Below are 21,120 nucleotides of genomic sequence, written 5' to 3'. Positions count from 1 at the left end.
CACGGCTTCGGCATCTCCCACCTAACAGGTCATCCCGGCGGCCCGCCGAGCCCCTTGGCAAAAGAGGAAATCCCGAAATGGCAGTGACGGGCTCCCTGGGCGGCTCTCCCCGGTCGCTTCGGCGTCCTCGGTCGCTTCAGCATGAGGGGCGGCCATGAGCGTCGGTCTCGTGGCGCTGCTCGACGACATCGCGGCCCTGGCGAAGCTCGCCGCCGCCTCGATCGACGACATCGCCGGACAGGCGGCAAAGGCCGGCGTCAAGGCGGCCGGCGTGGTCATCGACGACACGGCCGTCACCCCACGCTACGTCACCGAGTTCAGCCCGGCACGCGAACTGCCGATCATCGGCCGGATCGCGCTCGGCTCGCTCCGCAACAAGCTCCTGATCCTCCTGCCCGCGGCCCTGGCACTGGGCGTCCTGCTGCCCGGGGCGATCACGCCGCTTCTGATGATCGGCGGGGCGTACCTCTGCTACGAAGGCGCGGAGAAGCTCTACGAAGTCGTTTTCCCGCACGAGGCGCAGGCGCACGAGGCGACGATCGAGCCGGTCGCCCTCGATGCGCGGACCGTCGAGGATCAGAAGATCGCGAGCGCCATCAAGACCGACTTCATCCTCTCGGCCGAGATCATGGCGATCACGCTGGCCGCCCTGCCCGCGGACGGCTGGCTGAAACAGGCGATCATCCTCGCCGTCGTGGCCGTCGGCATCACCGCGGCCGTCTACGGCGCCGTGGCCCTGATCGTCAAAGCGGACGATTTCGGCCTGGCGCTGGCCCGGTTGTCGCCGGCATCGGCGCTTGCCGCGCCGTTACGCGTCGCGGGCCGCGCGATCGTGCGGGCCATGCCGCATCTCCTGAAGGCGCTCGCGGCGATCGGCACGGCGGCGATGATCTGGGTCGGCGGCGGCATCATCCTGCACGGGCTCGACGCCTATGGCCTTGGCGGACCGACGCATATGCTGCACGACGCCGGCGCCGCCGTCGCGCGCGCCGTTCCCGTGGCCAAGCCGGTCGTCGCCTGGGCGGTAGAAGCCGCGGGCTTCGGCGTGGCCGGACTCGTCATCGGGCTGCTGGCGATCCCCTTGACCAGCCGCGTCCTGTCGCCGCTCTGGCGCCGGGTCAAACCGCTGGGCCGCCGGATCCTGTCGAGAGGCCGGGCCTGACGGCGGCAAGCGATTCCCGCCGAAAGCAAGATCCTTCCTAAGTGCTCAGGAAGATGCGCATTTCCCGTACAAATAGCTGCTTGGCTGTGTCCCCAGATGGGTTCGTCACTGTGGCAGGATATAATCCGGCCACAGCGACATGTCTGGCAGTATGGAAACCGGCACGCGTGATGTGGGTAGCATAGGCTGGTGAGCCGCCAATGCGATAATCGCGGCATCATCGGCGGTCAGGCTTTCTTCGGCGCGATCCGCGGAAATGCCGCGTGTCACAATAATGCTCGCCCCACCGCGATCCGTAGAAATGCGCGAGATACCGGGCTCAAGTTCCGTCGTGATGAGATCGGGACGGTTGACAGGCTGCGGGTCGGTGTCGCCGCTGTCGGATAAAAGAGCCTGATAGAGTTCGACAAGCTCTGGTCCCTCACTCTCCTGCGGCCAGAGCACGGCATTAGCGATTCCGCGCTTGCGGGTCATTAGGCGTTGCAGAAGGCAATCGAAGGAGTTCGGCCCAAGGCGCGGATGCACAGCAAGCGGAATGTGGATCGTGACCGGCTTGCCCTGACCGATGCGGTGGGTTCGATCGTTGCATTGCTCTTCCACAGCCGGGTTCCACCACCGCGTCAAGTGAATGACGTGATTGGCTGCCGTAAGGGTCAGTCCGGTACCAGCCGCACGCGGCCCCATCACGAGCACATCAAAGCCTCGGTCCTCGACCAGATGCCGTTGGAACCGATCGGTGATGTCCTTTCGCAGGTCAATCGGCGTGTCTCCATTGATGACAGGAACACGCTGCAATTCAAACTCGATCTTGATCAGTTCAGCGAACCAAGATTGAACGTCGCGGTTCTCGATGAAGATTAGCGCACGCTCACCGCGCGACTTGATATAGGCGAGGATGTCAATGGCCGCAGCTAGACGTGCCGATGCCGCCGTAAAAGTCTCCGGTACCTCGCCCTCGACGAGGCCGGGATGCAGTGAGGTGCGCCTAATATGGTGTAGGAGTGCAAACATGCCGCCGCCTTTGCAACGGATCTCATCATAACGGACGGCTTGCGCCTCTGGCATAATGCGTGGGTGAAATATGCGCACTTTTGGCGGCAGGTCGGAGGCTACGTCCTTTTTCAAGCGGCGCAACGCGAGCGGCGGACGACTCCATTGGCCCGAAAAAAGCGCAGCATGGAGCTGTTTCATGCGCTCCTCCCGCGGCTTGTCGAAGACCCTGCGAAACTCGGCGAGAGGACCAAGCGCGAGCGGGAAGAGCTGGTCCATGATCGCCCAGATGTCGCGGGTAGCGTTCTCCACCGGCGTGCCTGTTAGGCCGATGCGGAAATCGGCAAGGATGGCCCTGGCCGCTTCCGAGCGCATGGCGAATGGGTTCTTGAGGTTCTGGATTTCATCGAACACTACGACGGCAAATTGTGTCTGCGAGAATGAGACAGCATAGTTGGCCACTGTCTGGTAGGTGGCGATCACGAGGCAAGGCGCATTCTCGATCGAAGTGAAATCGAGCCGGGCCACGCCATCGTCTATGTCCCGTCCACGTTGCGCTGGGCTTTTCCAGCGCTGGAGATGTTGGCCGTAGAGTCGAACCGGCTCATCCCAGAAATTGGGATCGACATGAGTCGAGCATTCCGCTTCCCAGTTTCTGAGGAGGGAGGTCGGCGCAACGATCAAGAAGGGCCGAGGAAGCGTATGGCCCTCGATCATGCGCAAGCGGAGCCAGGTGAGGAAGCTCAACGTCTGCAAGGTTTTGCCCAGGCCCTGCTCATCCGCATTCAGAATGCCGGGCACCCCCGCCGTCCAAGCATCTGCCTGCCACTTAAACGCCTCGAGTTGATAGGGACGAAGCGCCGTCGACACCTGCGGCGGGAGACTGACCAGCCCGGCCGAACTGCGCGCCGTCACCTTGGGGCCGAAGTCGTTGTCCCAGAAATTGCTGTGGGTGAGCGGCAGGAACACCGTCTGAGGGTCGCCCGGCGCAGGAGAATCCTTGCGGTTCCGCAGCATCTCCAGTCGTCGCGCCAACGCCTCCATCACCTCGGCGATGACAGGGATCGGGCCGACGCGGTGCGGCACGCCTTCCATGCCTGCGGCCCTCGCCTCGGCGAGGGCGAGCAGCAGAGGCTCAACTTCATCGTCGAGCAGCATGCCGAGCCGCTGACCGAGCTCCTCGGTCAGCGTGGCGGGTAGCCAGTTGGTGCCGGAACCCTCGATCATCGCGGACGCTGGGCGTGCCCATTCCGCAATCGCAATGACGCGCGAGGTCCATACGTAGGTCTCAGTCCAGGCGCCGGAAACGGCTCGCTCCAGTGCCTCCTGATAACCGGCGGGGCTCATGAGTTCGTTCAACCGGCCATCATCCCGCGCCTGGCGCTCGACAGCTTCGGTGATCACGCGCTCGGCGTCGCGAATGAAGGCGCGGCGGCCATCCGCATCCTGCCGGCCAGCAACGGCGATCGCCTCCACCACTGGCATGGCTGCGCGATCCAAAATCAGGAATTTTGCCGATCCGATCCGATAGGCTGGCTGCGCTCCGCGTGCCATGGCTTGCTGCTGAAACTCGACCAGCTCTGCAGCTTGCACGGCAGCATTCGCCGCCCCGATAGGAACTTCCGTAGGCAGGTCCGCGCCGACGAAGGGAAGCGGAGCGAAGCGGCTGTCGTCCGTGTCGTCGAAGTCGAGACCGACCCGATCACAGGTGATGATCTCAATATGGTGAAGCGCGCCATCAAGGCCAATCGCCGCGTTCTCCGCCTCTTCAACGCCAAGTGCGCGGCGGAACGCGCCAAGAGCGAGCCAGTGATGGTGCAGCGGACGACCGGGATCAAATCCCTCTGCCACGCCGATCGCTTCGAAGATCGGGGCCGCAATCCTGTGCCAACCTGTCTCATCGTTGATAAGGGCTCCTGTCCGAGACAAGGGCACACGGCGGCCGCCCTTTTCCCACCACCAGTCGAGACGAAAATCCGGGCTGCCGAGAGATCCCCGCATCGCGGCCTTGAAGACATAGCGGGTGTTGAGCCCCGGCAAGCCGAGCGCCCGCGCGGAGCCGCTGTCCAGCGCGGCAACGAGGCGATGCGTCAGGCGGATACTCTCGCCGTTGACCATATGTTCGCGCTGATCACGGTCGAGCACTCGCAGCCTCGCCATTGCCATGGCCACCGTCCGCTCCTCGCGCGGAAGGGCATCGAGGTCATACACCCGCCGCGTGCCCAAGAAGGACAGCAGGCCACGTCTCGGCTGCACGACGGATAGGGTGCACCCTTCCGCATCGGCGCGGAGAGTGAATGTCAAGCTCATCGGATTTTCTCGCGGACCCAGTTCATCCAGTTTCCCACGGGATCATGCATGCGGGCGTCTCGATGGCCTACCGGAAGAAGGAATCTGTCGACGTCGTACTGGCTTTCGTAGAGTCTGGGACTACTTGGAGAATCCTGCCGAAACGCATGGATGCGGAAATTGTGCGAGCCCTCAACGAGTAGGTACTTGCCGATCCGCATAATCAGCAGCGACGTATTCTTGCGCGAGAGCTGTCGACCATAAGAGGCATAGGCGAGGTCACCTGTCTTTCGAGCGAGGCTATCGGCGATGGTCTGTGCACCCGTCCCGTAGGAGGGCCATGCCTCGTCGATCCGTCCCTCTTCATAGAGCCCCATCCAAAACCGGCGCCGTGCGGCCCATTGGCCACCGGCTTCCATATTTTCTTCGGAACGCGACACGACGTCTAGGAAGGCTTCCATGCGCTGGCCGGCCAACCAGCGTAACAAGGTTCGCGTTCCATTCTCGCCAACGCCCGCCCAGAAATGGGCGTTCTCGCGACGGGGATCACCGCGATGCTCGAGGAGTTCGTGGAGCAGAAACGTGCGCAGAGGCTTCGGGGGCATCCGCACGCTCCACGGGCGTAGGATCTGCGCGACGACGCTTGTCGCGCGATCCCCTTCCAACATAGGAGCACCGACTGGATGTACCCAGGCTAGCATCCTGCGGGTGATCGGCTCGGTGACAGGTTCCGGCAAGGCCGCCAGCCAAGCATCGTGAACCTGCGTCATGAAACCCGGACCATGAGGAGCGACAATGCCACGTTCAATGACCGCGCCATAGGGATCGGCCTGTAAGGCCAGCCAGTGTCCGAGGCTAACGGCACCTTCAGCGGGATCGAGGCTTTCGGGGATGGCGCGAAACACGATCTGCCAGGATCTGGGCAACCAAGTCGAGCGATCCTGAATGATACGGGCAAGCTCAAATGTTCGAGGCTCCCGCGCTGCCCAGCCGTAGAAGTAGCCATCGCACAGCGCGCCCAACAGGCACATTCGCGTGCTGCGGCGAAGTTCGCGCAATAGAAAATCGTCCACATCCACCGCGACGCGAACACGGCCACTTGCCCAGGCCAGCACCACCTGCGCGATCTCGCTTTCGGTCAGCCGCGTCCAGTCCCAGCGCCGAATCGCCTGCGTCAACCGGGATACGAGGGCATCGACGGCTTCCGCTTTCACTGGCCGCGGATTGCCGAACCGTTTCGTGATGCGCTCGGCAACCCGCACCAGCCGGGTGACGTCTGCCGGCGAAGGCGATGCGGACGGTAGCGCAGCGAGGCGATCAATAAGACTCATGACGCGGATCTATGGCACGGGACCGGCGGCGAGGAGCTGCCGCAGGCGCGGAAGGTCGTCAATCCGCTGCGGCACGAACTGCTCCTCAGGAGGCGCAAACATGAGGAAGCGTAGGTCAATACGGCGATTGGCATCGCGGGAAAGTTCGCTCTCATTGTCTCTTATCGGCCGGCCTTTGCCATATCCAGCAACCGAGACAATCGGCTGGTTCTTGAGATTGCGGAAGCCGAGCAGGTCTGGGCTTGCCGTCGCCATGATCGAATAAATGGAGGTTCCTCGGCGCGTACTGAGGTCCATGTTCAGGACATCCGTGCCGGTGCTGTCGGTATGACCCTCTACCTGAAGCGCATCGATCAAAGCGATCGCCGGATTACAGGCGGACGCGAGTGTCGAGCGATCACCCAGCGTAAAGCATCCAAGCTCGTCCTTCAGGATGCCGGCGATGATCTCCATCTTGCGGCGTCCGGACGCGCTCGGCACGTCGCTGCCAAATGGAAAGAGGCCATCGCCCTTGAATTCCAGCGCATCGCCGTTCCGGCTGATCGAGACGTCGATGGATGTATCAGCCGCTTTGATGCGCTTCTGAATGCGGTCGAGCATCTTGCCGCGCAATTCGGCGGAGCGGAAGTTGTACCGCTCGATCGGATTGCCATCCTGCACGTTCAGCTGGCGCCGGAGCCGCCGGTTTTCCTCCTCAAGTGACCGCAATTCTCGCTCCCGGTCGGCAAGCTTGTCCGCCATCATCTCAAAGCGCTCACGCGACACGCCGTCCTTGGGCGCGATCTGGGTGGCGAAGAAGGCGAGCAGGATCATGATAATGAAAAGGAAGCTCACCATCAGGTCGGTCATCGAGACGAAGGCGGATTCCTCGTCTTCCTCCGCTCGCCGGGGCCGTCGTGCCGCTCTCATGCCGGCAACCGCGGCTGGGGCGGCTCGCTCTCGGGCACAAAGGTTCGCGCGTTCTCGATGACTGCCTGCAGCACCTGGAGAGCATCGGCATACCGGTCGTGCACGCCATCGCTGTGTTGGCGCAACTCTCCAAGCGTGCGCTGAACCTGTTCGACATAGGTCGCGAACGCCTTCTCCAGCTGACCATCATAGGCTTTGGCGCGTGCCTCGAAATTGCGGATCAGTTCCTCGATTGACTGGGCGGAGGCGACCACCACCGTGCGTTCCGCATCAATGGCGCCCTTTGCTGCATCGATGAGGGTGCGAGCGCTGTCAGCCATCGCGCGAGCCTGGTCAGCAGTCGCTCGAGCGCTTTCTAGAATAGGGGCGGAAGCAGCATTCATGCTCTCGGCCGAATTTGCCAACTGTAGAGCCGCCGCCTCAATCCGCTCGACTAGAGTGTCGAGGCTCGACGCCGAACGCTCGAGCGTTACCCGAAACCGTTCGGATGTCTCTCCGAGGGAGGAAGACAGCTCGGTCAGCTTGCCCGCTGCGCCGTCGATCCGCTCCGCCACCTTGTCGAGGGAAGCACCGATACGGGCGGAGAGGGTTTGACCAAGTTCGTTGACCATGCCGCCTATGGCTTCCGTACCGGTCGCGGTCATGCGTTCGAGCGGCTTGCTCAGTTCAGCGATGAGTTGGGTGTTCAACAACTGCTGTTGCACCGTCTGCTCCTTGATGGCCACGAGTTGTTGGTCTGCCAGAGCTTCGAGGCTGACAAAGTCCATCCGCTTCTCGAGGTCTTGCGCCAAACGGGCGACTGAACTCTCTAGCTGCCCACTCCAGAACCGGTATCCGAACGTGAAAACTATCGAGCAAAACAGCCCAGTAACCGACATGATGAATTTGGCGGAGGCCGTGCGGAGCAGCCCTTCAAGCGCAGCGATCATCTGCGCCTGCTCGCCGCCTCCAGCTTCCAGACTGGCCTGCGTCTGGGCGAGCGCAGCAATCAGTCCGAGAAATGTGCAGAGCAGGCCGATTGAGACGAACAGGCTAGGCCAGATCCGCCAGCCGTTCAGTCCCATATGCAAATCGTCGAGATTGAAGAAGGTGGAAGGGCGGACCGAATTGCGCACATGGCCTTCGCCGTGGCGTGCAGGCTCTATCAAGGTCTCGCGGAACTCTTCGAAGCTCTCGGCGAGACGGCGACCGTCTGATCCGCGGCCGCGTCGGATGTCTCGTTGGATATCGTGAAGCTGGTTCTGAAATCCGGACGCATCGCCTGAAGCCCGAATTCGCCGCGCAGCGTGACTGAGCAGCATGCGCCGACGGAAAGCAATCAAACTCATGACGCTGAGCAACGCCGCCAAAAGAACGAACAGGACGAGACTTATGAGACCGGGAACAAAATCACGAGTAACAAGTTGCGCAACTGCAAGGATGAAATCCTTGATTTGTGTCCCCCAGAACGCCCAGTCCATCGCTTCCCCACACAATCCCGCTTAGAAATTGCGCGAGTGCATGGGTACAATCAAGCGACTTGCTATTGATGTCGTACGGTCATGTCGTTCAGAACTTAATCTGCAAACCCGCAACGAACAGGTTGTAGGACTGGCGCCCCAAACTCACCATCCAGGAATCCGTCGGCAAGTGAGGGGGGCAGCGTCTGGCCGAGCGTGTACTGCGTGGAATTGATGGTGAGGTGCCTGTATTCGCCGAACAGGAGCAGGTTCCGCGCCACCTCCCCTTTCAGGCGCGCCTTGAATTGCATCGCGAAGGCCGTCGCCGACGCATCCGGGCCTGAGTCGAAGTGATTGATGCCGGGCTCGCCCGGGTTCGTGGAATTGGCCCCCTGGATGGAGATGCGCGCCACGCCCGCGCCCACGCCGAGATAGCGAAAGATCCTGCTGGACCAGGGCATCCGGACGGTGAAGACCGCGTTCGCGAGCACCACTCCGACGGTCATGGGGAGGGTGACGTACTGCGTTTCCAGGACGCCGGGGGTGATGGGCATGTCGCCGACCGGCGATTGCTGCCCGATATAGAGCCCCTCCAGCTCGGCGGCGGGCTTCAGGGCCCATTCCGATGGTCCGAAGGTCTGGCGCTTCCCTTTGTAGCCCGCCTGGGGACCCAGCACGCCAACGGGTTCGCCGCCGGTCTTCCGCTGCGCATCGACGCCGACGCGCGTGTTCAAGGGGCCGGGAAGGTAGAAGCCCCCTTCCTGCCGCGCGCTCATCGACGAGGCCGCGCCGGCGCCGCCGAACAGTCCGATGTAGCAGCCCTGCCCGCTCGTCGTGTCCGCCGCGAAGCACGGGCTTGAGCCAAGCGAACAGATGAGGGCGAACAGAGCGCTCGACCGGTTTTTCAGGGGCTGCCTCTCCCCCTGGCCCGCCATGATAGCCCGGATTGCGCAGATCGACGCTCCCCTCGCTGCCGCTCCGGATCCCGTTTCGACCCTGCGTCCTGGCGGCATGTTTTGAGGCGATAAACGAAATAACCGAAATAACCGAAACAGTCGAAACGGATGTCGCACCCTCTCTCTTCGCTTGAAACACGATATCAACGACCCCATTGTGATATCACCGCATCGAGCCAACGGGAGGGCGATCCATGGCCGCCGTCACCATCCGCAATCTCTCCGACGAGACCCATCGCGCCCTGAAGATCAGGGCGGCGCAGCACAATCGCAGCACGGAAGCGGAGATTCGCGCGATCCTGGAGGCGGCCGTGCGGCCGGAGGGGCGGCTGCGTCTGGGGACGGCGCTGGCGGAGATGAGCCGGCATCTGGGAGTCACCAACGCCGACGTCGACGCGCTCGGCGAGGCTCTCGGCGAGGCGCGCGACGGCACGCCGGCCGAACCGCTGCGCCTGCGATGATCCTGCTCGACACGAACGTCATCTCGGAGGCGATGAAGCCTGAGCCGGATCCGGCGGTCCGTGACTGGCTCGACGAACAGGCGCCAGAGACGCTGTATCTCTCCAGCGTGACGATCGCCGAGCTCACGTTCGGCATCGGCGCCCTGCCCGAGGGTCGCCGCAAGGACGGGCTGGCGGCCGCGCTGGAGGGCGCGATGGCGCTGTTCGGCGCGAGGATCCTGCCGTTCGATACGAAGGCGGCGCAACGCTATGGCGATCTCGCCGTCCGGGCGCGGGCCGCCGGACGGGGCTTCCCGACGCCCGACGGCTATATCGCGGCGATCGCTGCCGCACATGATTTCGCCGTGGCGACGCGCGACGCAGCTGCGTTCAAGACAGCCGGTCTTGCCGTGATCGATCCGTGGACCGCAACCACCTCAGCCTGAGAGGCTGGCCGGAAATGAATTGAATCGATTCAAGCACTTACCTCATCCTGAGGAGCGTCGCGAAGCGGCGCGTCTCGAAGGATGGACAACAGACGCCGTGCGCGTGCCCACCCTTCGAGACGCTCACTGCGTTCGCTCCTCAGCGACTGTGTCTGAGGTCAAGCGTTTTGCCATGGTGTCCTGTCTCTGAGGATGGCGTTGAGGATGACAAGAAGTTTGCGGGCGACGGCGATGGTGGCGACCATCTTGGTCTTACCGGCGGCGATGAGGCGCTCGTAGAAGGTTTTCAAGGGTGGGTTCCAGCGCTTGGCGACTTGGGCGCCAATGAAGAGGGCCGTTCGGACCACCGCCCGTCCGCCCCCGATGCGGGCCTTGCCCTTCCAGAGACCGGACTGGCGTGTGTAGGGAGCCAGGCCGGCAAGCGCTGCAATTTTTTTATGATCGAGCCGCCCCAACTCGGGCAGTTCGGCCAGCAAGGTCCTGGCGATGATCGAGCCAATGCCTGGCACCGATGCCAGCAGGTCTTCCTTCTCCCGCCACAGCGGTGAACCGCGCACGGCGCCATCGATGTCATGGTCGATAGTGCCGAGTTCGCGCTCAAGAGCCTTCAACAATCGCTCGATGCTCTTGCGCACGCGCGGCGGCTCGGTGCGATACAGGCGCTGACGTTCGGACGCAATCATCTCGACGATCTGGCGCCGGCGCGCCATCAGATCGGAAAGCAGGCGAGCGGCCCCATCGGGCAGCAGCCGGATCTGGGGCCGGGTGGCCTCGGCGAAGCGGGCGATGACCGACGCGTCGATCGGATCGGTCTTGGCACGCTGTCCCAGCGCCTGGGCAAAGGCCCGGACCTGTGCCGGATTGACGATCACCACAGGCATGCCGTGGTCCGAGAGGGTCGCGGCGACGAGGGTCTCGTAGCCGCCAGTGGCTTCGACCGCCACGAGGTCCACCGTGTCGCCCAGGCGGCGGCACAGCTCGACGAGGCCTGTTGCGTCGCGGGAAACCGCAAAGGCCTCCTGCGACGGCAGGACATGCACATCCAGTCGGTCCTTCGACACGTCGATGCCGACAATGCGACGGTGTTCCATGGCAACCCTTCCTTGCGAAAGCGAGCTCGCGATGCGGCCCACGCGACTGTTCGGGTTCGCTGGAACGACGGACGGGCGACCTTGCTGAGGAACGAGCTTCGACGCCCCGGGGTGAGTCGGTCTACCCGCCGCCACCGCGCCGGCTAGTCTAGCCGATCCGGCAGACGCCGACTTACAAGGGTGAGGTCGGTGTTCGGCTCGGGATGACGCCCACGGGGCGCTCACTCCCACTCGATCGTCCCCGGCGGCTTGCTGGTGATGTCGTAGGTCACCCGGTTCACGCCGCGGCATTCGTTGATGATGCGGTTGGCGACGCGGCCGAGGAAGGCGTGGTCGAACGGGTAGTAGTCGGCGGTCATGCCGTCGGTCGAGGTGACGGCGCGTAGCGCGCAGGCCTGGTCGTAGGTGCGGCCGTCGCCCATCACGCCGACGGTGCGCACCGGCAAGAGGACTGCGAAGGCCTGCCAGATCTCGTCGTAGAGGCCGGCCTTTCGGATCTCGTCGAGATAGACGGCGTCGACCTCGCGCAGCAGGTCGAGCTTCTCCTTGGTGATGTCGCCGGGGATGCGGATGGCGAGGCCCGGACCGGGGAACGGGTGGCGGTTCACCAGGTCGGCCGGCAGGCCCAGCTCGCGGCCGAGCGCCCTCACCTCGTCCTTGAACAGCTCGCGCAACGGCTCGACCAGCTTCATGTTCATGCGCGCCGGAAGCCCGCCGACATTGTGGTGGCTCTTGATCGTCACCGACGGCCCGCCGGTGAAGGAGACCGATTCGATCACGTCGGGATAGAGCGTGCCCTGGGCCAGGAACTGGGCGCCGCCGATCTTCTTGGCCTCGGCCTCGAACACGTCGATGAACAGCGCGCCGATCGTCTTGCGCTTCTTCTCCGGATCGGTGACGCCGGCCAGCGCCTTCAGGAAGGTCTCCGAGGCGTCGGCGTGGACCAGCGGGATGTTGTAGTGGTCGCGGAACAGGCGGACGACCTGCTCGCCCTCGTCCTTGCGCAGCAGGCCGTGGTCGACGAACACGCATTGCAGCTGGTCGCCGATCGCCTCGTGCAGCAGCACGGCCACGACCGACGAGTCGACGCCGCCCGACAGGCCGCAGATGACCTTGCCCGAGCCCACCTGGGCGCGGACCTGCTCGATGGCGCGCTCGCGGAACGCGGCCATGGTCCAGTCGCCTTTGGCGCCGGCGATGTTCAGCGCGAAGTTGCGCAGCAGCTTGGCGCCGTCGGGCGTGTGCATCACCTCGGGGTGGAACTGCACGCCGTAATAGCCGCGGCTCTCGTCGGCGATGGCGGCGAACGGCGCGTTCTCGCTGGTGGCGACGACCGAGAAGCCGGCCGGCAGCTTCGTCACACGGTCGCCGTGGCTCATCCAGACCTGCTTGCGGTCGCCCGGCTCCCACACGCCGTCGAACAGGCGGGTCGAGGCCTTGATCTCGACCTCGGCGCGGCCGAACTCGCGGTGATGGCCGCTCTCGACCGAGCCGCCCAGCTCCTTGGCCATGGTCTGCTCGCCGTAGCAGATGCCCAGGACGGGCACGTCGGCTTTGAAGATGGCGGGATGGGCGGTGGGCGACTGGCCCTCGGTCACCGAGGCCGGGCCGCCGGAGAGGATGATGCCTCTCGGATCGAACGCCTTGATCCGGGCGTCATCGACGGACTGGAAGGGCAGGATTTCACAGTAAACCCCGGCTTCGCGCACGCGGCGGGCGATCAGCTGGGTAACCTGGGAACCGAAATCGACGATCAGCAAACGGTCGGTCATGGGGCGATATAAGCGTGCCGGGCCGGGGCAGCAACCGTAAAGACCACTCCGAATTCACACCAACAACCTCATCCTGAGGAGCGCGCCGAAGGCGTGCGTCTCGAAGGATGGGCAACAGGCGCGGTGTGCGTATAGCCCATCCTTCGAGACGGCCCTGCGGGCCTCCTCAGGATGAGGTGGTGCGGGTGGAAGAGGCTTAGCCCTCCGCCGCCAGCTTGCGCCGGATCAGCGGCGCACCGAGGTCGCGCCAGGCGAAGGCGATCTCGTCGACGTCGGTGCCGCCCATCGTGTCGACCCGCTCGCCCACCCGCTCGCCGCCCAGCCCCTCATAGAAGAACCGGGTCGAATTCTGGGCCAGCATCCACAGGACGGCGGTGTCGCAGCGGTCGGCCTTGAGCTGGCGGAACAGCGCGCCCAGCAGCTTGCGGCCGAGGCCGAGATTCTGGAAATCGGGCTCGACGTAGAGCGTGTAGACCTCGCCGACCTTGATCTCGCGGCCGTCGAGCCCTTCCGGCGGATCGCGCACCGGGCCGCAGCTGCCGAAGCCCACGACGCCCATGTCGCGGTCGTCGGCCACGAACACGCCGCGCGCCTCGGCCGGGTCCTTCAGGAGCTGCGACCACCAGGCCGACTGGCGGACGTCCGACATGGCGACCAGCATCGCGTCGGGCAGCAGGCCGGCATAGGTCGCCTGCCAGGTCTCGACATGGACCCGCCCGATCGCCGACGCATCCTGGCGGGCGGCCCGGCGGATGCGGATCATGCCGCGGCCTCGCCCGGTTCCTCCGGCGCTTCCGGAGCCGCCTCAGGCGCGTCCTCCGCAGGGGCGGCTTCCGCGAGCGTGGCCTCGGGGGCGGTCTCGGGAGCCGCCTCGGGGGCAGCTTTCTGGGCCGCCTTGCGCACCAGGGCGGCGCCGAAGAAGCCGTCGGTGCCATGCTTCAGGGGCGAGAGCCGCAAGTACGGGCCATTCTCGACCTCGGGCGGCGGCTCGCTCTCCAGCACGTCGCGCCACAGCGCGCCCACCGGCACCACATCGAACTCGGGGTGACGCTCCAGGAAGCCGGCGATCTGGTGCTCGTTCTCGGCCGGCAGCACCGAGCAGGTGGCGTAGATCAGGCCCCCGCCCGGCTTCACCAACTTGGCGGCGGCGTCGAGGATGGCGGCCTGCTTGGGCACCAGCTCGGCGAGATCCTCGGGCCGCAGGGTCCAGCGGCCGTCGGGATTGCGCCGCCAGGTGCCCGTGCCGGTGCAGGGCGCGTCGACCAGCACGCGGTCGAAGGCGCCGGCCTGGCGCTTCAGCCATTTGCGGTTGTCCGCATCGATGGCTCGGCGCTCGACGTTATGGGCGCCGGCGCGGCGCAGCCGCTGGGCCGAGCGGTCGAGGCGAGACTCATACACGTCCATCGCCACGACGCGGCCCTTGTTGTTCATGCGGGCGGCCATCGCCAGGGTCTTGCCACCGGCGCCGGCGCAATAGTCGGCGATCTGCATGCCGGGCTGGGCATCGACCAGGGCTGCCACCAGCTGCGAGCCCTCGTCCTGGATCTCGACCAGCCCGTTCTGGAAGGCGTCGCCCTTCACGACCGAGAGCCGCCGGCGCAGGCGCAAGCCGTCGGTGGCGTAGCGCATCGGCTCGGTGTCGATGCCGTCGCGGGCCAGCGCCTCGCGCGCCTGCTCCACGGTGGCCTTCAGGCGGTTGACCCGCAGATCGACCGGCGGCGGCGTCTCGAGGGCGGCGATCTCGCGACCCCAGGCCTCGCCATAGGCTTCCTTGAAGTGCGGCGCGACCCATTCCTGGACGTTGAGGCGGACCCAGTCGGGCTGCTCGGGATGGGGCAGCGAATGGCCTTCCATCTGGCGCAGCGCACGATACTCGGCCTCGTCGAGCCGCGACGGGCGATAGGTGCCGCCGTCGAACATGCTTTCGAGCCCGGCCATGTCGAGCCCTTCGACCAGCATCAGGTCGGCGGCCACGATGGCGCGCCCCCCGCGATCGGGATGGCGCGTGCGCTCCAGCCACCAGGCGAGCTGCCCGTAGCGGCGCAGGATGCTCCACACGCGATCGGACACGGCCCGCCGGTCGCCGCCGCCGATGAAGCGGCGGGCCCGGAAATAGGCATTGGCGACGAGATCGGCCGGCCGCCCTCTTTCACCCAAGAGGCTATGGCTGACGATTTCGTCGAGGAGTTCTATGGTGGCCGCCACCCGCGCGCCCGGTGTCACGTCTGTCTCCTTGTCAAAGCATGCCGCTACGATGAATACGCCCGACGCGCAACGTCCGCGCTCCGAGCTTCTCCGCCGCACCATCCTCGTCCTCGTCTCGGTGGTGATCGGCCTCGGCCTGATCGAGATCGGCGTCCGCGCCTCGACCTGGACCTGGCTGTTCGCCTGGCCGAACTACGTGCTCGATGCGCGCAAAGTGCTGGCGGAGACGGATAACGGCCGCTCGGTGCATGACGACCGGCTCGGGTACCGGCCGCGCCCCGGCTATGCCGCGCCCGGCGTCACGATCGGCGGCAACGGCTTGCGCGACACCGGGCCAGTGCCCGCTGGCGACAAGCCGGCGATCCTCGCGGTGGGCGATTCCTTCACCTTCGGCGAAGAGGTCGGCGACGGCGAGAGCTGGCCCGCGTACCTGCAGCGGATCACCGGCCGGCGGGTGCTGAACGGCGGCGTCAGCGGCTACGGCTTCGACCAGGTCGTGCTGCGCGCCGAGGCGCTGGCGCCGGTCTACCGGCCGGGCGCCATCGTCGTGGCCTTCATCGCCGACGATATCCGCCGGACCGAGATGCGGCGCCTGTGGAGCGCCGACAAGCCCTACTTCGATGCCGAGGGCGACGGGCTGGCGCTGCGCAACGTGCCGGTGCCGCCTCGCGCCCCGGCCGAAACGACGCTGACCTTCTGGCAGCGCACCCTGGGCTACTCCTACGCCTTCGACTTCGTGATGCGGCGGCTCGGCCTGCTGCACGACTGGTTCGGCGATCATATCCGGGTGCACAAGGAAGGCACCGGCGAGCGGATCGCCTGCCGGCTCACCGCGCGGCTGGCCGGGCTGCAGAAGAGCAGCGGCGCGCCGGTGCTGCTGGTTGCCGAATACGATCCCGTCGTGTGGGACGATGCGACATTCGCCGCCGAGCAGCGCCGTCTGACGGCCGGTCTTCTGGACTGCGCCCGCCGCAATGGCCTGGCCACGCTCGACACCTACGATGCCCTGGCCGCGACGCCGCGGCCGCGCGATCTCTACGTGCTGTGGCACATGAACGCCGCCGGCAATGCGCTGGTCGCGCGGCTGGTCGCAGGCGCGCTCGGCGACAAGGCCAACTGAACGTGTTCGGACGGGCCGCGCTGGTCCTCGGCTCGGCGCTGGTGACGCTCCTGATGCTCGAACTGGGCTGCCGCCTGTGGCGCGGTCCCGCCGCACTGCTGGACTGGTCCAACATCATCCGAGCCGAGCGCCAGGCCACGCTGAACGCCGGCGCCGGGCGGCTCAAGCGCGACAGCGAGCTGGGCTTCGTCCTGCGACCAGGCTTCTCCGCGGACGGCATCACCTACGACCTGTCCGGCCACCGCCTCACCCCGGCGCCCGCCGGCACGGTACTGGCCGAGCCGCCGGTGCTGGTGGTGGGCGATTCCTACGCCCATGGCGACGAGGTGAGCGACGAGGAGACCTGGGCGGCCCTACTGCAGCCGCTGATCGGCCGCCGCACCGTCAATGCGGGCGTGAGCGGCTACGGGCTCGACCAGGCCGTGCTGCGGGCCGTGCAGCAGGTGCCCGAGGTCAAGCCGGCCGCGCTGGTGCTGGTCTTCATCGCCGACGATCTGCGGCGCAGCGAGATGAGCCGCGTGTGGGGCGCGGAGAAGCCCTATTTCGAGCCGTCGGGGGACGACCTGACGTTACGCAACGTCCCCGTCCCGCCCTCGCCTTCGCCCTCCGCCAGCCTCGATGTCTGGCAGCGCCTGTTCGGCTGGTCGGTGCTGGTCGACACGATCCTGCGCCACAAGGGCTGGCAGTACGAATGGTCGATCGACCATCTCCGCGTGCTGCCGCGCGGTGCCGGCGAGGCGATGGCCTGCCCGCTGCTGAAGCGGCTGGCCGGCCTCGGCGTGCCGACGCTCGTGGTGGCGGAGTACGATCCGTATGTCTGGAAGAACGCCGAGTATGCCGGCGAGCAGCGCCGCCTCTCGCGCAGCGTGCTCGACTGCGCCCGGGCCGCGGGCCTCGGCGCGCTCGACCTGTTCGACGCGATCGACGAAGGCGTCAGGCGCGACGGCTATGCCGCGATGTTCCGGTCCTCGCACCCCGGCCCGCTCGGCCACCGGATCGCGGCGGAGCGGATCGCCGAGGCGCTGAAGCAGGGTTACATGCCGCCGCGGTAGTTCGGCGCCTCGCGCATGATCTCGACGTCGTGCACGTGGCTCTCGCGCAGGCCCGAGCCGGTGATGCGCAGGAACTGGCAATTGCTCTGCATCTCGCGAATCGTGCCGTTGCCGGTATAGCCCATGGCCGCCCGCAGGCCGCCGACCAGCTGGTGCAGGATGCTGCCCACCGCGCCCTTGTAGGGCACGCGGCCTTCGATGCCTTCGGGCACCAGCTTGAGCGTGCTCTGCACCTCCTGCTGGAAGTAGCGGTCGGCCGAGCCGCGCGCCATGGCGCCGATCGAGCCCATGCCGCGGTACGACTTGTAGGACCGGCCCTGGTAGAGAATCACCTCGCCCGGCGCCTCGTCGGTGCCGGCCAGCAGCGAGCCGATCATGGCGCAGTCGGCGCCGGCGGCGATCGCCTTGGCGAGGTCGCCGGAATACTTGATGCCGCCGTCGCCGATCGCGGGAACGCCGGCGGCGCGGCAGGCCTCGGCCGCCTCCATGATCGCGGTGAGCTGCGGCACGCCGACCCCGGCCACCATGCGGGTGGTGCAGATCGAGCCCGGGCCGATGCCGATCTTCACGGCGTCGGCGCCGGCGTCGATCAGCGCCTGGGCGCCCTCGCGGGTGGCGACGTTGCCCGCCATGACCTGGGTGTAGTTGCTGAGCTTCTTCACCCGCGTCACGGCCTCGAGCACGCCGCGTGAATGGCCGTGCGCGGTGTCGACCACGATGACGTCGACATCGGCGTCGATCAGCAGCTGCGCGCGGCGCAGCCCGTCCTCGCCGACGCCGGTGGCGGCGGCAGTGCGCAGCCGGCCCTTCTCGTCCTTGCTGGCGCCGGGGAACTTGTTGGCCTTCTCGATGTCCTTGACGGTGATCAGGCCGATACAGCGATAGTTGGCATCGACCACCAGCAGCTTCTCGATCCGGAACTGGTGGAGCAGCCGCTTGGCCTCTTCCTTGGTCGCGCCCTCGGTCACGGTGACGAGGCGCTCCTTGGTCATCAGGGTGCTGACCGGCGTGCCGCTCTCGGTGGCGAAGCGGACGTCGCGATTGGTGAGGATGCCGGCCAGCTTGCCGCTGCCGCGCTCGACCACCGGAATGCCCGAGATCTGGTTGACCTCCATCAGCGCCAGCGCCTCGGCCAGTGTCTGGTCGGGATGGATGGTGACGGGGTTCACCACCATGCCGCTTTCGAACTTCTTCACCCGGCGGACTTCGTTGGCCTGCGCCTCGGGCTCGAGGTTCTTGTGGATGACCCCGATACCGCCGGCCTGCGCCATCGCGATCGCCATGCCCGACTCGGTGACGGTATCCATCGCCGCCGACATCAGCGGAATGTTGAGCTCGATGGTGCGCGTGAGGCGTGTGCGGGTGTCGGTCTGTCCGGGCAGAACCGACGAGGCAGCAGGCTTCAGGAGGACGTCATCGAAGGTGAGCGCTTCCTGAATCTGCATACCAACCTCCATTGAGGAGAAATAAAAACGGCGGCCCTCGGAGAGGGCCGCCGGGTTGGCGAGCCGTTATACACAGTGCTGCGCACAAGCCAAGTGCGATGGCGCGTGTCCGTTATGCACAGGTAACCCTACACGGCACCCAGGAAATCGCGTTTCCCGATTTCGACACCGGCCTGGCGCAAGATTGCGTAGGCGGTGGTGCAGTGGAAATAGAAGTTCGGCAGCGCGAAGTGCAGGAGATACTGCTCGCCGTTCAGCTTCAGCGGCGTGCCGGCGATGGTCAGCACGATCTCGCGGCCCTCGCTGCCGTCGAGCTGCTCCGCCTTGAAGCCCTTGATGTAATCCAGCACCGCAGCGATGCGCTTCTGCAGTTCCGACAACGTCTTTTCGGCATTGTCATGCGGCGCGGGCACCTCGACGCCGGCGAGGCGGGCGGCGCTCTCCTCGGCGAAGCGGCAGGCGATCTGCACCTGGCGGGTGAACGGCAGCATGTCCGGCGTCAGCCGGGTCGCGCCCAGCACGGCCTCGTCGACTTTCTTGGCGACCGCCCAACCCACCCCCTTCTCGAGGACCTTGGCGAGGGCGCCGAGCTGGCGCTGGTAGACGGGGATCGAGGCAGCATACATGCCGATGGACATAGGACTTTCTCCTGTCGCGAAGGGACCGCCTGGAACGGGGGCTGCGAAATCTAGCCGCGGAAGCCCGTCCCGACGACGTACATTTCCGCCGAATCGGCCCGGCTGGCCTCGGGCTTGAAGTGGCGCACCTTCTCGAAATCCTTCTTCAGCCGATCGAGCAGGGTTCGCTCGGTGCCGCCGCGCAGCACCTTGGCGACGAAGGCGCCGCCGGGCTTCAGGATCTCGCGGGCGAAGTCGTGGGCGGCCTCGGCCAGCCCCATGATCCGCATATGGTCGACCTGGGTCTCGCCCGTCGCCGCGGCCGCCATGTCGCTCAACACGACGTCGGCCGGCCCGCCCAGCAGCTTAGTCAGCAGCGCGGGCGCGTCATCGTCATAGAAGTCTTTGGCGAGCACGGTGGCCCCCGCGATCGGCTCGACCGGCGTGAGATCGATGCCGATCACCACCCCTTTGTTCTTGCCCGAGCTCACCCGTTCGACAGAAACCTGCGTCCAGCCACCCGGCGCCGCCCCCAGGTCGATGACCCGGCCGCCCGGCTTCAGGAATTGGAACTGGTCATCAATCTGCAGCAGCTTGAAGGCCGCCCGCGAGCGATAGCCGCGCTTCTTGGCTTCCTCGACATAGGGATCGTTGAGCTGGCGCTGCAGCCAGCGCTGGGAGGAGACGGTGCGGCCGCGCGCCGTCTTTACGCGAACCGTGGCGCGTCGCCCCGTCGGGACGCTGCCCTTTGTGTCTTTTGCCATGGTCAACCGCCCCGGCGGCAGAGCTGGTCGGCCTCGCGATCGGCCTCGCGCATCAGATCCATCAGCACGCCCTCGCGCAGGCCGCGGTCGGCCACGCGCACGACCGGCGCCGCCCATTGCCGGCAGACCGCCTCGAGGATCGCCCCGCCCGCCAGCGCGAGATCGGCACGATCGTCGCCGATGCAGGGCAGATGGGTGAGCTGGTCGACCGACAGCGTGGAAAGCTCTTCACAGATACGCAAGATCTCCTCTCGGCCGATTCGCGAACCGTCGACCAGGGTCCGGTTATAGCGCTTCAGACCCTGATGGTGTGCACTGATCGTCGTCACGGTGCCGGAGGCGCCAATCATCTGGACCTCGCCGCGTGCGATCGTGGGTCCGATCTGGTGCAGAGCGCAGAAAGGCCGGAGGTCGCTGCGGATCCGCTCGACCATGTCGGCATAGCACGCCCGGGTCAGCGCCCGCTCGCGCGGTTGGCCGCGCGTGCAGGATTCTGTGAGCGTAACGACCCCCCACGGCACCGAGGTCATGCCGATCAACTCGGTGGTCGCGCAGCCGGGGCGGCCCGGGCGCGGCCTGACCCTGATCCAGCTCACCTCGGTCGAGCCGCCGCCGATGTCGACCAGCAGGGCGAAGGGGATGTCGGGATTCAGCAGGTTTTCGCAGCTCGCCAGGGCGAGCCTCGCCTCTTCCGGCGGCTGGATCAGATCGAAGCTGAGGCCGGTGCGCGCCTTCACCATGCCGAGGAAGGCCCCGGCATTGCCGGCGCGGCGACAGGCCTCAGTCGCGATGTGACGCGCGCGGGTCACGCGGTTGCGTTCGATTTTGGCCGCGCAGACGCCAAGCGCATGCAGCGTGCGTTCGATGGCTTCACCGCATAGCGAACCGCTCAGCGCCACCCCCTCGCCCAGCCGTACCGGGCGAGAATAGGCATCGATCACCTCAAAACCCTCGACCGATGCCTTCGCCACCAGGAGCCGGCAATTGTTGGTGCCGAGATCTATGGCAGCGAAGGTGTGCGCAAATCGACCGCTGTGCCAGCCTCCCTTGGGCGTGGATTCCCCGGTCATTCACAACTCTTCCTTGGGAGGA

General features: G+C 66.0%; 18 protein-coding genes. 5 read left to right on the top strand and 13 right to left on the bottom strand.

Translation table 11 applies throughout. The features are described 5' to 3' along the window. Window positions 1-154: 154 nt before the first annotated feature. On the top strand, window positions 155-1,162 hold the full coding sequence (locus ACQY78_RS00435; RefSeq protein WP_428681697.1) for a DUF808 domain-containing protein: 1,008 nt from the start codon (window positions 155-157) through the stop codon (window positions 1,160-1,162). Window positions 1,163-1,267: 105 nt separating this feature from the next. Here ACQY78_RS00435 and ACQY78_RS00430 read toward each other — a convergent pair whose 3' ends face one another. The 5 genes from ACQY78_RS00430 to ACQY78_RS00410 all read right to left on the bottom strand — a co-directional run bounded on the left by ACQY78_RS00430 (window position 1,268) and on the right by ACQY78_RS00410 (window position 9,055). Then, complete coding sequence (locus ACQY78_RS00430; RefSeq protein WP_428681695.1) at window positions 1,268-4,462, bottom strand: DEAD/DEAH box helicase; 3,195 nt, start codon at window positions 4,460-4,462, stop codon at window positions 1,268-1,270. Continuing rightward, complete coding sequence (locus tag ACQY78_RS00425; RefSeq protein WP_428681693.1) at window positions 4,459-5,772, bottom strand: EH signature domain-containing protein; 1,314 nt, start codon at window positions 5,770-5,772, stop codon at window positions 4,459-4,461. The genes ACQY78_RS00430 and ACQY78_RS00425 overlap by 4 nt, the downstream gene beginning before the upstream one ends. A gap of 9 nt (window positions 5,773-5,781) precedes the next feature. Then, window positions 5,782-6,621 (bottom strand): OmpA family protein, encoded by an 840-nt coding sequence (locus tag ACQY78_RS00420; RefSeq protein ID WP_428681691.1) that lies wholly within the window; start codon window positions 6,619-6,621, stop codon window positions 5,782-5,784. 56 nt (window positions 6,622-6,677) lie between these two features. Further along, window positions 6,678-8,141: a methyl-accepting chemotaxis protein gene (locus ACQY78_RS00415; RefSeq protein ID WP_428681689.1), complete on the bottom strand. Its 1,464-nt coding sequence runs from the start codon at window positions 8,139-8,141 to the stop codon at window positions 6,678-6,680. A 95-nt stretch (window positions 8,142-8,236) separates the two neighbouring features. After that, window positions 8,237-9,055: a hypothetical protein gene (locus ACQY78_RS00410; protein ID WP_428681687.1), complete on the bottom strand. Its 819-nt coding sequence runs from the start codon at window positions 9,053-9,055 to the stop codon at window positions 8,237-8,239. A gap of 215 nt (window positions 9,056-9,270) precedes the next feature. Here ACQY78_RS00410 and ACQY78_RS00405 point away from each other — a divergent pair, with 215 nt between their 5' ends. Both ACQY78_RS00405 and ACQY78_RS00400 read left to right on the top strand, forming a co-directional pair. Beyond that, on the top strand, window positions 9,271-9,537 hold the full coding sequence (locus ACQY78_RS00405) for a FitA-like ribbon-helix-helix domain-containing protein (protein ID WP_428681685.1): 267 nt from the start codon (window positions 9,271-9,273) through the stop codon (window positions 9,535-9,537). Continuing rightward, on the top strand, window positions 9,534-9,962 hold the full coding sequence (locus ACQY78_RS00400) for a type II toxin-antitoxin system VapC family toxin (protein ID WP_428681683.1): 429 nt from the start codon (window positions 9,534-9,536) through the stop codon (window positions 9,960-9,962). The genes ACQY78_RS00405 and ACQY78_RS00400 overlap by 4 nt, the downstream gene beginning before the upstream one ends. 158 nt (window positions 9,963-10,120) lie before the next feature. Here ACQY78_RS00400 and ACQY78_RS00395 read toward each other — a convergent pair whose 3' ends face one another. From ACQY78_RS00395 to ACQY78_RS00380, 4 genes are all read right to left on the bottom strand, one after another. Then, entirely contained in the window at window positions 10,121-11,053 is a 933-nt protein-coding gene (locus tag ACQY78_RS00395; protein WP_428676352.1) for an IS110 family transposase, read from the bottom strand. A 221-nt stretch (window positions 11,054-11,274) separates the two neighbouring features. Next, complete coding sequence (gene guaA, locus ACQY78_RS00390; RefSeq protein ID WP_428681681.1) at window positions 11,275-12,825, bottom strand: glutamine-hydrolyzing GMP synthase; 1,551 nt, start codon at window positions 12,823-12,825, stop codon at window positions 11,275-11,277. A gap of 196 nt (window positions 12,826-13,021) precedes the next feature. Continuing rightward, window positions 13,022-13,588 carry an N-acetyltransferase family protein gene (locus ACQY78_RS00385; RefSeq protein WP_428681679.1) on the bottom strand — a complete coding sequence of 189 codons (567 nt, stop codon included), beginning with the start codon at window positions 13,586-13,588 and terminating at the stop codon, window positions 13,022-13,024. Then, the gene (locus ACQY78_RS00380) at window positions 13,585-15,048 is read right to left on the bottom strand and encodes an RsmB/NOP family class I SAM-dependent RNA methyltransferase (RefSeq protein ID WP_428681677.1); all 1,464 of its coding nucleotides are present in this window, start codon (window positions 15,046-15,048) and stop codon (window positions 13,585-13,587) included. The genes ACQY78_RS00385 and ACQY78_RS00380 overlap by 4 nt, the downstream gene beginning before the upstream one ends. 31 nt (window positions 15,049-15,079) lie before the next feature. On the opposite strand from ACQY78_RS00380, the gene ACQY78_RS00375 reads away from it, so the two are divergent. Both ACQY78_RS00375 and ACQY78_RS00370 read left to right on the top strand, forming a co-directional pair. Continuing rightward, window positions 15,080-16,150: an SGNH/GDSL hydrolase family protein gene (locus ACQY78_RS00375; protein WP_428681675.1), complete on the top strand. Its 1,071-nt coding sequence runs from the start codon at window positions 15,080-15,082 to the stop codon at window positions 16,148-16,150. Window positions 16,151-16,152: 2 nt separating this feature from the next. After that, complete coding sequence (locus ACQY78_RS00370) at window positions 16,153-17,202, top strand: SGNH/GDSL hydrolase family protein (RefSeq protein WP_428681673.1); 1,050 nt, start codon at window positions 16,153-16,155, stop codon at window positions 17,200-17,202. On the opposite strand, the gene guaB is transcribed toward ACQY78_RS00370, so the two are convergent. The 4 genes from guaB to ACQY78_RS00350 form a co-directional block, all read right to left on the bottom strand. Next, a complete protein-coding gene (gene guaB, locus ACQY78_RS00365; protein WP_422014664.1) occupies window positions 17,184-18,647 on the bottom strand; it encodes an IMP dehydrogenase in 1,464 nt (487 codons plus the stop codon). The genes ACQY78_RS00370 and guaB overlap by 19 nt on opposite strands. A 128-nt stretch (window positions 18,648-18,775) precedes the next feature. Next, the gene (locus tag ACQY78_RS00360; RefSeq protein ID WP_428681671.1) at window positions 18,776-19,285 is read right to left on the bottom strand and encodes a DUF1993 domain-containing protein; all 510 of its coding nucleotides are present in this window, start codon (window positions 19,283-19,285) and stop codon (window positions 18,776-18,778) included. Window positions 19,286-19,335: 50 nt separating this feature from the next. After that, the gene (locus tag ACQY78_RS00355; protein WP_428681669.1) at window positions 19,336-20,028 is read right to left on the bottom strand and encodes an RlmE family RNA methyltransferase; all 693 of its coding nucleotides are present in this window, start codon (window positions 20,026-20,028) and stop codon (window positions 19,336-19,338) included. 2 nt (window positions 20,029-20,030) lie between these two features. Continuing rightward, window positions 20,031-21,098, bottom strand: coding sequence for a Ppx/GppA phosphatase family protein (locus ACQY78_RS00350; protein ID WP_428681667.1), 1,068 nt, complete (start codon window positions 21,096-21,098; stop codon window positions 20,031-20,033). Window positions 21,099-21,120: the final 22 nt, after the last annotated feature.

It is taken from the genome of Reyranella sp., assembly GCF_965279625.1.
Lineage (GTDB): Bacteria > Pseudomonadota > Alphaproteobacteria > Reyranellales > Reyranellaceae > Reyranella.
The sequence above is the reverse complement of the archived record's forward strand: the minus strand, read 5'-3'. Positions and strand labels throughout refer to the sequence as shown.

Bases quoted from the DNA above. Each gene is read 5' to 3' on its own strand.
- guaB (WP_422014664.1), bottom strand. From the start codon at position 18,647: ATGCAGATTCAGGAAGCGCTCACCTTCGATGACGTCCTCCTGAAGCCT.
- ACQY78_RS00405 (WP_428681685.1), top strand. From the start codon at position 9,271: ATGGCCGCCGTCACCATCCGCAATCTCTCCGACGAGACCCATCGCGCC.
- ACQY78_RS00355 (WP_428681669.1), bottom strand. From the start codon at position 20,028: ATGGCAAAAGACACAAAGGGCAGCGTCCCGACGGGGCGACGCGCCACG.
- ACQY78_RS00395 (WP_428676352.1), bottom strand. From the start codon at position 11,053: ATGGAACACCGTCGCATTGTCGGCATCGACGTGTCGAAGGACCGACTG.
- ACQY78_RS00435 (WP_428681697.1), top strand. From the start codon at position 155: ATGAGCGTCGGTCTCGTGGCGCTGCTCGACGACATCGCGGCCCTGGCG.
- ACQY78_RS00425 (WP_428681693.1), bottom strand. From the start codon at position 5,772: ATGAGTCTTATTGATCGCCTCGCTGCGCTACCGTCCGCATCGCCTTCG.
- ACQY78_RS00430 (WP_428681695.1), bottom strand. From the start codon at position 4,462: ATGAGCTTGACATTCACTCTCCGCGCCGATGCGGAAGGGTGCACCCTA.
- ACQY78_RS00385 (WP_428681679.1), bottom strand. From the start codon at position 13,588: ATGATCCGCATCCGCCGGGCCGCCCGCCAGGATGCGTCGGCGATCGGG.
- ACQY78_RS00350 (WP_428681667.1), bottom strand. From the start codon at position 21,098: ATGACCGGGGAATCCACGCCCAAGGGAGGCTGGCACAGCGGTCGATTT.
- ACQY78_RS00375 (WP_428681675.1), top strand. From the start codon at position 15,080: ATGAATACGCCCGACGCGCAACGTCCGCGCTCCGAGCTTCTCCGCCGC.
- guaA (WP_428681681.1), bottom strand. From the start codon at position 12,825: ATGACCGACCGTTTGCTGATCGTCGATTTCGGTTCCCAGGTTACCCAG.
- ACQY78_RS00410 (WP_428681687.1), bottom strand. From the start codon at position 9,055: ATGGCGGGCCAGGGGGAGAGGCAGCCCCTGAAAAACCGGTCGAGCGCT.
- ACQY78_RS00420 (WP_428681691.1), bottom strand. From the start codon at position 6,621: ATGACCGACCTGATGGTGAGCTTCCTTTTCATTATCATGATCCTGCTC.
- ACQY78_RS00415 (WP_428681689.1), bottom strand. From the start codon at position 8,141: ATGGACTGGGCGTTCTGGGGGACACAAATCAAGGATTTCATCCTTGCA.
- ACQY78_RS00360 (WP_428681671.1), bottom strand. From the start codon at position 19,285: ATGTCCATCGGCATGTATGCTGCCTCGATCCCCGTCTACCAGCGCCAG.
- ACQY78_RS00400 (WP_428681683.1), top strand. From the start codon at position 9,534: ATGATCCTGCTCGACACGAACGTCATCTCGGAGGCGATGAAGCCTGAG.